This window comes from Ralstonia sp. OTU4908 (assembly GCF_038440115.1).
GTDB lineage: Bacteria > Pseudomonadota > Gammaproteobacteria > Burkholderiales > Burkholderiaceae > Ralstonia > Ralstonia pickettii.
Map to the genome: position 1 here is coordinate 22,265 of NZ_JASATD010000042.1, position 8,279 is coordinate 30,543.

An 8,279-nucleotide genomic window follows, 5' to 3' on the forward strand; every position below is an offset into this window, starting at 1 on the left:
CTACTTCAGCCAGCCCTTGCGGCGGAAGTACACCAGCGGAATCGCCGCCGACACCACCATCATCACGATCGCGTACGGGTAGCCTTCAGCCCAGTCCAGCTCCGGCATCACCTTGAAGTTCATGCCGTAGATCGAGGCGATCAGCGTGGGCGGCATCAGCGCCACCGACACCACCGAGAACAGCTTGATGATCTTGTTCTGGTTGATGTTGATGAAGCCGACGGTGGCGTCCATCAGGAAGTTGACCTTGTCTGACAGGAACGCCGTGTGGTTCTCGATGGAATCGATGTCGCGCAGCACCTGGCGCGCTTCGTCTTGTTGGTCCGCCGACAGCAACTGGCTGCGCAGCAGGAACGACACGGCGCGGCGCGTATCCATCACGTTGCGGCGGATCCGGCCGTTCAAGTCTTCCACGCGGGCGATGATTTCCAGCACATCGGCCGCAGCCGCGTCGGTCACTTCGTCAGCCAGCACACGTTTGCTGGCATCTTCGAGGCGTTCGTAGACTTCTTCGATGGAGTCGGCCGAGTATTCCGCGTCGGTGGCGTACAGATCCATCAGCACATCCTTGGCGTTGCGTACCGAGCCGGGGCGCAGCCGCGCACGCATGCGCACCAGCCGGAACGCGGGCAGATCTTCGTCGTGGATGGAGAAGAGCACATCCTTGGTCAGCACGAACGCCACGCGCACGTTGCGCGAAGTGGCTTCTTCGTCGAGCAGGAAATCCGTGCGGATATGAATGTGGCCGTCTTCACCTTCGAAGTAGCGGGCGGAGGCTTCCAGGTCCCCCAGTTGCTCCAGCTCGGGCAGGACCACGCCATAGGTTTCCTTGATCCACGCCAGCTCTTCGTCGTCTGGGTCGATCACGTCGATCCAGATCGGCTTGTGCTGCAGCAGTTCACTGCGTTCTTCAACCTGTTCCTGCGCGAGACGACCTTTTTGCACGACGAACAGATTGATCATGGGGTGTTTCCTTGAAGCAGGCGTTGAACGGGGCGGCGAAAAATCGCGCCGAGTGTAGCCTAAAGAGGCGGCAGGTTCAGCCACATGCGGTGGCGTGCCGCGCACGCGTGGGGCGGGCACCACGTCCGGAAGATGCCGCCGCCGGGTTGCCTGACGAGTAAAATGCAGACAAGTCATGCGGCCGGCCGGCCGCTCTTACATTCCCGATACCATGCGATTTACCGAACAACTGGCTGCCGCCTGGCAACGCAACAACTCCCTGCTGTGCGTCGGGCTCGATCCTGACCCGGCACGCCTGCCGGCGTCGCTGACCGGCACGGGCGGAGCGATCTTCTCGTTCTGCCGCGCCATCGTGGACGCGACCGCCGACCTGGTCTGCGCGTTCAAGCCGCAGATCGCCTACTTCGCCTCGCAGCGCGCCGAAGACCAGCTCGAGCAGCTGATCAATTACATCCACGAGGCGTATCCGGGCATCCCCGTCATTCTTGATGCCAAGCGCGGCGATATCGGCTCGACTGCCGAGCACTACGCCAAGGAAGCCTTCGAGCGCTACCAGGCCGACGCCATCACCGTCAGTCCGTACATGGGTTTCGACTCGATGCAGCCATACCTCGCGCATGCCGACAAGGGCGTGATCGTGCTGTGCCGCACGTCCAACGCCGGCGGCAGCGACGTGCAGTTTCTGGAAACCGACGGCCGCCCCGTCTATCAGGTCGTGGCAGAACGCGCGCGCGACGTGTGGAATACCAGCGGCCAGATGGGCCTGGTGGTGGGCGCAACCTTCCCGGAAGAAATTGCCAAGGTGCGTGAAATTGTCGGCGACATGCCGTTGCTGATTCCGGGCGTGGGCGCCCAGGGCGGCGACATCGAAGCCACGGTGCGCGCTGGCCGCACGGCCGATGGCACGGGCATGATGATCAACTCGTCCCGGGCCATTCTTTACGCCAGCACCGACAGCGATTTCGCCGATGCCGCCCGCCGCGTGGCGGAGGCCACACGCAATCAGATCAACCAGTTCCGCACCTGATCGGCACTGTCGGTCCGGTTGCGGCGAGAACGAGGACGCCATGACCACGCATCCGCACGGCCCCGTTGCCGGTACGCACCGGGAAGAGACCGGCAAGGACCCGGACCGCAAGCTCGAGAAAGAGCGCGACGACACCCACCAGCACGAGACGACGCGCCGCGACCATGATCGCGACCGTCGCCACGAGCACGACCACGAACACCAGCCGGAACACGATCACGGAGATCGTCGCCGGCCGGATCATCCCAGCGAGATCTAGATCAGCATTCCGCCGAGTCGAGGAAGTCGAGCAGGCCGCGCAGCGCGTGCTCGGCAGCCTGCAGGCGAACTTGCTTGCGATCGCCCTTGAAGTGGCGCGTTTCCACGCGCGTTTGCAGCCGGTTGCTCCAACCAAAGCACACCATGCCGACGGGCTTGTCGGGCGTCCCGCCGGTCGGGCCCGCGACGCCGGTAATCGCCACCGCAACCTGCGCGCGGCTGTTGAGCACGGCGCCCTCGGCCATGGCATGCGCCACCGGCTCGCTCACGGCGCCATGTTCGCGGATCAGCGCTGCCGGCACGCCCAACATCTGCGATTTCGCTTCGTTGGAGTAGACGACGAAGCCGCGCTCGAACCACGCGGACGAGCCTGATACATCGGTGATGGCGGCAGACACCAGGCCGCCTGTGCACGATTCGGCGGACGCCATCATCAGGCTGCGCTTGTTCAACGTGTCAGCCACCAGTTCGGCCAGTTGGGCCAGCGCGCGGGATTCAGCCATTGCAGTACCTTCCAAGCTTCTGACGTCAGTCGTCAAAACGAGCGCCACAGCGCAAACACGAGCAGCGTGTAGAACGCCGCGAGAATGTCATCGACCATCACGCCATAGCCGCCGCGCAGTCCAAAGCCCTTGAGCGTGCGGTCGTAATAGCGGATGGGTGCCGGCTTGACCATGTCGAAGAAGCGGAACCACAGGAACGCGGCAAACTGCCCGCCCAACGTGGTCGGCGTGACGAAAGCCAGCACGATCCAGAACGCGACCATCTCGTCCCACACCATGGCGCCGTGATCGGCCACACCCAGATCGCGTGCGGTGCGGGCGCATGCCCAGATGCCGATCACGAAGCCAACCGCCGCAATCAGCAGCCAAGTCGGTCCCGAAATCCAGCGCGCCAACACCACGTAGATCAGCCACGCGTACAGCGTACCGACCGTGCCCGGCAGGATGGGCGATAAGCCCGAGCCGAAGCCCAGCGCCAGGATGCGTGCGGGATGGCCGAACATGAAGCGCGCCGTCGGGCGGCGTACCTGTGCGGTCTGGCCCGCCTCAAGGACGACGGTTTCAGGCTGGCCCGGCGGATTGGAGGGCGGGAAGGGAGCGGAAGACATCAAGAGGCGGAAGAGAAATGGTCGAAGCTGCCATGCGTGAAGATGACCGGCGCACCTTGGGCATCGACGAGGCGCAAGCCGGTTTCGGCGTCAATGCGGCCGACGCGTGTGACAGCCACCCCCGCACGCTGGCCCGCTGCAATCACAGCGTCGCGAGCATCGGCAGGGGCAGTAAAACACAGTTCGTAGTCGTCGCCGCCGGCCAGCGTGCATTGCAGCTGTAGCGCCCGGGACTGCGCCGCCAGCGTCGGCGAACGCGGGACATCGTCGACCATGACCGTCGCCCCAACGCGGGATTGCGTGAGGATGTGGCCAAGATCGCCCAACAAGCCGTCCGATACGTCGAGCGCCGCCCGGGCGACACCGCGCAATGCCAGACCGAGTGCCACGCGCGGCGTCGGCATGTCCATGCGTGGCTGCACTTGTGCGAGCGCTTCGGGCGTCAGGGCCCACTCGTTGCGCAGGGCACCCAGCGCGAGTCGCGCATCGCCGACAGTGCCCGAGACCCAGAGGTCATCGCCGGGACGGGCGGCATCGCGGCGTAATGCCGCAGCGAGGGGGACGTCGCCGAAGACGGTCAGGCTCAGCGTGAGCGGCCCCCGCGTGGTGTCACCGCCAATGAGTTCACAGTGAAAGGCATCCGCCAGGGCGAGCAGGCCTTCGGAAAACGGTTTGAGCCAGGCGGGGTCGGCTTCGGGAAGCGCCACGGCCAGCGTAAAAGCACGTGGCTCCGCACCCATGGCAGCCAGATCCGATAGGTTGACAGCCAGCGCTTTGTGCCCAAGTGCGCGGGGCTCCGCATGGGGAAAAAAGTGACGTCCGGCGACCAGCATGTCGGTGGAGATCGCCAATTCGTGCCCAGGACGGGGCCCGAGCAAGGCGCAATCGTCCCCCACGCCCAATATCGCCCTTGGCGTCGGCCGCGTGAAATAGCGGCGAATCAAGCCAAATTCGGAGAGGTCTGTGGCGTGATCAGCGGAGTTGCGGGGGTGGACGGGCTCGGACACGGCAGCGGCGATGGAAAAATATGGGGCAAGCCCGATGGTGCCGTGACAGGACGGTGGAATATTGTAGCGAATGTGCACAGCACTCCCACCCAAAATCCCGTTGTGAGATCGCTTTTCACTATATAAAATGACGGGCCCAAGGAGGCGGACCGTATTCCCGTGGCGCTCGTGAGGGTATCCCGGTGGCCCGCTAGATGCGACGGCCGGCGCGCGCGCTGGCCACCCGATACGAGAGACCCATGACCACGGTGGATACCCAGCCTCAGCAGCCCGCCCGCACGGATGAAGAACTCAAGGCGCAGCAGCGCGCCGCCTTGCGCAAGGCCGCGCTGGAGTATCACGAGTTTCCCACCCCGGGCAAAATTTCGGTCACGCCGACCAAGCCGCTGTCGAACCAGCGCGATTTGGCCCTGGCCTACTCCCCTGGCGTGGCCGCAGCCTGCGAAGAGATCGTCGAAGACGTCGCCAACTCGTTCCGCTACACCGCGCGCGGCAACCTCGTCGGCGTGGTGACCAACGGCACGGCCGTGCTTGGCCTGGGCGACATCGGCCCGGAAGCATCGAAGCCGGTCATGGAAGGCAAGGCAGGGCTGTTCAAGAAATTCGCCGGTATCGATGTGTTTGACATCGAGATCAACGAAAAAGACCCCCAAAAGCTGGTCGATATCATCGCCTCGCTGGAGCCGACCTTCGGCGGGATCAACCTGGAAGACATCAAGGCCCCGGAGTGCTTCTTCGTCGAGCGCGAACTGCGCAAGCGCATGAAGATTCCCGTCTTCCACGACGACCAGCACGGCACGGCCATCGTTGTGGGCGCGGGTATCACCAACGCGCTGAAGGTGGTCGGGAAGGACATCAAGAAAGTGAAGCTGGTGGCCTCGGGCGCGGGCGCTGCTGCGCTCGCTTGCCTCGACCTGCTGGTCGATCTGGGCCTGCCGCGCGAAAACATCTGGGTGACGGACCTGGCCGGCGTGGTCTACGAAGGCCGCACCGAACTGATGGACCCGGACAAGGCGCACTTCGCACAGAAGACCGACTTGCGCACACTGGCTGAAGTCATCGACGGCGCCGACATTTTCCTGGGCCTGTCCGCCGCTGGCGTGCTCAAGCAGGACATGGTCAAGCGCATGGCCGACAAGCCGATCATCTTCGCGCTGGCCAACCCGAACCCCGAAATCCTGCCGGAGCAGGCCAAGGAAGTGCGCCCCGATGTCATCATGGGCACCGGCCGTACGGACTACCCGAACCAGGTCAACAACGTCCTGTGCTTCCCGTTCATCTTCCGCGGTGCGCTGGACGTGGGCGCAACCACCATCACGCGTGAGATGGAAGTTGCCGCCGTGCACGCCGTGGCGGAACTGGCCCGCCAGGAGCAAAGCGACATCGTGGCTTCCGCCTACGGCATCCAGGACTTGTCGTTCGGCCCCGAATACCTGATCCCGAAGCCCTTCGACCCGCGCCTGATCGTCAAGATCGCGCCGGCCGTGGCGCAGGCGGCCATGCTCTCGGGCGTGGCACAGCGCCCGATCGAGGACATGGATGCGTACCGCCAGCATCTGCAGCAGTTCGTCTACCACTCCGGCACGCTGATGAAGCCGATCTTCTCGGCCGCCCGCAAGGTGCCGATGGAGAACAAGCGCATCGTCTTTGCCGAAGGCGAGGAAGAGCGCGTCCTGCGTGCCGTGCAGATCGTCGTGGACGAAACGCTCGCCAGCCCGATCCTGATCGGCCGCCCGAGCGTGATTGCCCACCGCATTGAGCGCTTTGGCCTGCGCCTGCGCGAGGGCGTGGACTTCACCGTGGTCAACCCCGAGCATGACGAGCGCTTCCGCGACTACTGGGAGACGTACTACAAGCTGATGGCACGCAAGGGCGTAACGCCGCAGTACGCCAAGCTGGAAATGCGTCGCCGCAACACGCTGATCGGCGCGCTCATGATCCAAAAGGGCGAAGCGGACGGCATGATCTGCGGCACGATCAGCAACACGGCCGCGCATCTGCGCTATATCGACCAGATTCTGGGCGGCACGAACTGCGTGTACGCGGCCATGAACGGTCTGGTTCTGCCCGGTCGCCAGGTGTTCCTGACGGATACGCATGTCAACGTCGACCCGACCGCCGAGCAGCTCGCTGAGATCACCATCATGGCTGCCGAGGAGTTGTGCCGCTTCGGCATCAAACCGAAGGTCGCGCTGATGTCGCATTCAAACTTCGGCTCCTCCGAGGCGCCTTCCGCGGTCAAGATGCGTGAAACGCTGGCGATCCTGCGCGAACGTGCCCCGAACCTCGAAGTGGACGGCGAAATGCACGGTGACGCCGCGCTCGACGAGAAGCTGCGCGCCTCGCTGGTGCCGGATTCGACGCTCAAGGGCGAGGCGAACCTATTGGTCATGCCCAATATCGACGCCGCGAACATCGCCTACAACCTCTTGAAGGCTGCTGCAGGCAACAACATCGCCATCGGCCCGATCCTGCTGGGCGCTAAGAAGCCGGTACACATTCTTACGCCGTCGGCGACGGTGCGACGCATCCTCAACATGACGGCCTTGACCGTCGTGGATGCCGCTGCCCAAGCGCAACGCTGATCACGAAAGCACCACGAGAGGGAGCGCACGATGCTGCGCTCCCTTTTTTTATGTCCAAAGTTTGCGTGCGCTTACATTTTCGCAAAATTAATGGCTGTATGGAAAAACCCTTCAGACTTTCACCGTCGGTTGATTGTTGTCATCGATGAGCGTACCCTTACGGGCTGAAGGGGTGCTTCTGGGCACATGAGGTCCGAACCGGGCCAGACGGGTTCAACAATGCGGTTTTCCGTACACACGTCTACCGGCTCGCCTTATTCGGTGCGCGCAATGGATGGGTTTTTGCAGGCGGAAGGATTCCCCAAGTCTTCGGCAGTCGCCCGACTTGTCATTCCCTGCCAGGCCTCTCAGGCGTTGAGCCGCTTCGCTTTCAGCTGCAAACCGGCTGTCCGGATCGTTACTGGACGGCCACCTGCGCTTGTGACCTGCGCCGGGCTCCGGTCGGCGCGATTCTCCCGTTAGGGCCTGCTGATGACAAAGCGACTTGGAGCGTGGATCGGCCGCTCCGTATCTCAGGCGATGGCACGTGGCGCGCTGGCGGCGACGCTTGCGATGTCAGTGGCAGGCTTGCCGGGCGATGCGGTCGCCCGGGACAACTCCGGCATGGCGGCCGCCGTGGGAACCATTCGCGCGGCAGACCTGCCCAATGAGGCGCAGCGCACGCTGGCACTGATCGAGCAGGGCGGCCCGTTCCCCTATGCAAAAGATGGCATCACGTTCGGCAACTATGAGCGACGTTTGCCTGCGCAGCGGCGTGGCTATTACCACGAGTACACCGTGAAGACGCGGGGGGCTCGTAACCGCGGCGCCCGGCGCATTATCTGCGGCGGGGATCAGCAAGCGGCCAACGACTGCTACTACACGGAAGATCACTACAACAGTTTTCAACGGATACAGCGATGACGACCAACATGTTTGGGCTGGACGACTCGCTCACCGCACGCGATGAGCGCGTGGCCCGCGAGGCGTGGCACAAGGCGCAAAATCTGTACGACGGTGTGGTGGGGATGCAAGCCCTGGGCGCACGCGTCGGGGGGGCGGCCAAGTTGCCCCAAAGTGCACCGCAGAACATCATGACGCAGGACAACACCCAGACGGACGACGACGGAGGCCGCGAAGACGCCATGAACCTCTTCAAGACGGTGCGTCCGAATATCGTGCAGTCGATCCGCGCGTTTCGCGTAGCGGATCTGGCCGAATCGGCGGCCAGCCTGGGTCAGCATTTCCTGTACGCCAATTGCTCGGCCGCGACCACCAAGAGCGAAGTGCTCGACGTGATTGCACGCGAGTTTCTGTTCCCGAAGCATTTCGGCAAGAACTTCGACGCC

9 protein-coding genes are annotated in these 8,279 nt (G+C 63.8%); 5 read left to right on the forward strand and 4 right to left on the reverse strand.

The genetic code is table 11. From position 1 onward, the window contains the following. Nucleotides 1-963: a magnesium/cobalt transporter CorA gene (gene corA, locus AAHM38_RS22215; protein WP_009241541.1), complete on the reverse strand. Its 963-nt coding sequence runs from the start codon at nucleotides 961-963 to the stop codon at nucleotides 1-3. Between the two features lie 211 nt (nucleotides 964-1,174). On the opposite strand from corA, the gene pyrF reads away from it, so the two are divergent. Both pyrF and AAHM38_RS22225 read left to right on the forward strand, forming a co-directional pair. After that, the gene (gene pyrF / locus AAHM38_RS22220) at nucleotides 1,175-1,990 is read left to right on the forward strand and encodes an orotidine-5'-phosphate decarboxylase (protein ID WP_009277688.1); all 816 of its coding nucleotides are present in this window, start codon (nucleotides 1,175-1,177) and stop codon (nucleotides 1,988-1,990) included. A 40-nt stretch (nucleotides 1,991-2,030) separates the two neighbouring features. Beyond that, nucleotides 2,031-2,249 (forward strand): hypothetical protein, encoded by a 219-nt coding sequence (locus AAHM38_RS22225; RefSeq protein WP_004632927.1) that lies wholly within the window; start codon nucleotides 2,031-2,033, stop codon nucleotides 2,247-2,249. Between the two features lies 1 nt (nucleotide 2,250). Here AAHM38_RS22225 and AAHM38_RS22230 read toward each other — a convergent pair whose 3' ends face one another. Genes AAHM38_RS22230 through thiL form a run of 3 tightly spaced genes read right to left on the reverse strand, consistent with a single transcriptional unit; the run spans nucleotide 2,251 to nucleotide 4,366 of the window. Beyond that, on the reverse strand, nucleotides 2,251-2,751 hold the full coding sequence (locus tag AAHM38_RS22230) for a CinA family protein (protein ID WP_009241539.1): 501 nt from the start codon (nucleotides 2,749-2,751) through the stop codon (nucleotides 2,251-2,253). A gap of 32 nt (nucleotides 2,752-2,783) precedes the next feature. Further along, nucleotides 2,784-3,362, reverse strand: a complete 579-nt coding sequence (locus AAHM38_RS22235) for a phosphatidylglycerophosphatase A family protein (protein WP_041668313.1) — start codon at nucleotides 3,360-3,362, stop codon at nucleotides 2,784-2,786. Continuing rightward, nucleotides 3,359-4,366: a thiamine-phosphate kinase gene (thiL, locus tag AAHM38_RS22240; RefSeq protein WP_179817531.1), complete on the reverse strand. Its 1,008-nt coding sequence runs from the start codon at nucleotides 4,364-4,366 to the stop codon at nucleotides 3,359-3,361. Before thiL ends, AAHM38_RS22235 begins: the two co-directional genes overlap by 4 nt. A 239-nt stretch (nucleotides 4,367-4,605) precedes the next feature. Between thiL and AAHM38_RS22245 the strand changes: the two genes are divergently transcribed. From AAHM38_RS22245 to AAHM38_RS22255, 3 genes are all read left to right on the forward strand, one after another. Next, complete coding sequence (locus AAHM38_RS22245) at nucleotides 4,606-6,951, forward strand: NADP-dependent malic enzyme (protein ID WP_009241536.1); 2,346 nt, start codon at nucleotides 4,606-4,608, stop codon at nucleotides 6,949-6,951. Nucleotides 6,952-7,422: 471 nt separating this feature from the next. Next, nucleotides 7,423-7,854: a ribonuclease gene (locus AAHM38_RS22250; protein WP_012762916.1), complete on the forward strand. Its 432-nt coding sequence runs from the start codon at nucleotides 7,423-7,425 to the stop codon at nucleotides 7,852-7,854. After that, on the forward strand, nucleotides 7,851-8,279 hold a 429-nt coding region (locus tag AAHM38_RS22255; protein ID WP_342234321.1), incomplete at its 3' end, for a barstar family protein. The genes AAHM38_RS22250 and AAHM38_RS22255, both read left to right, overlap by 4 nt.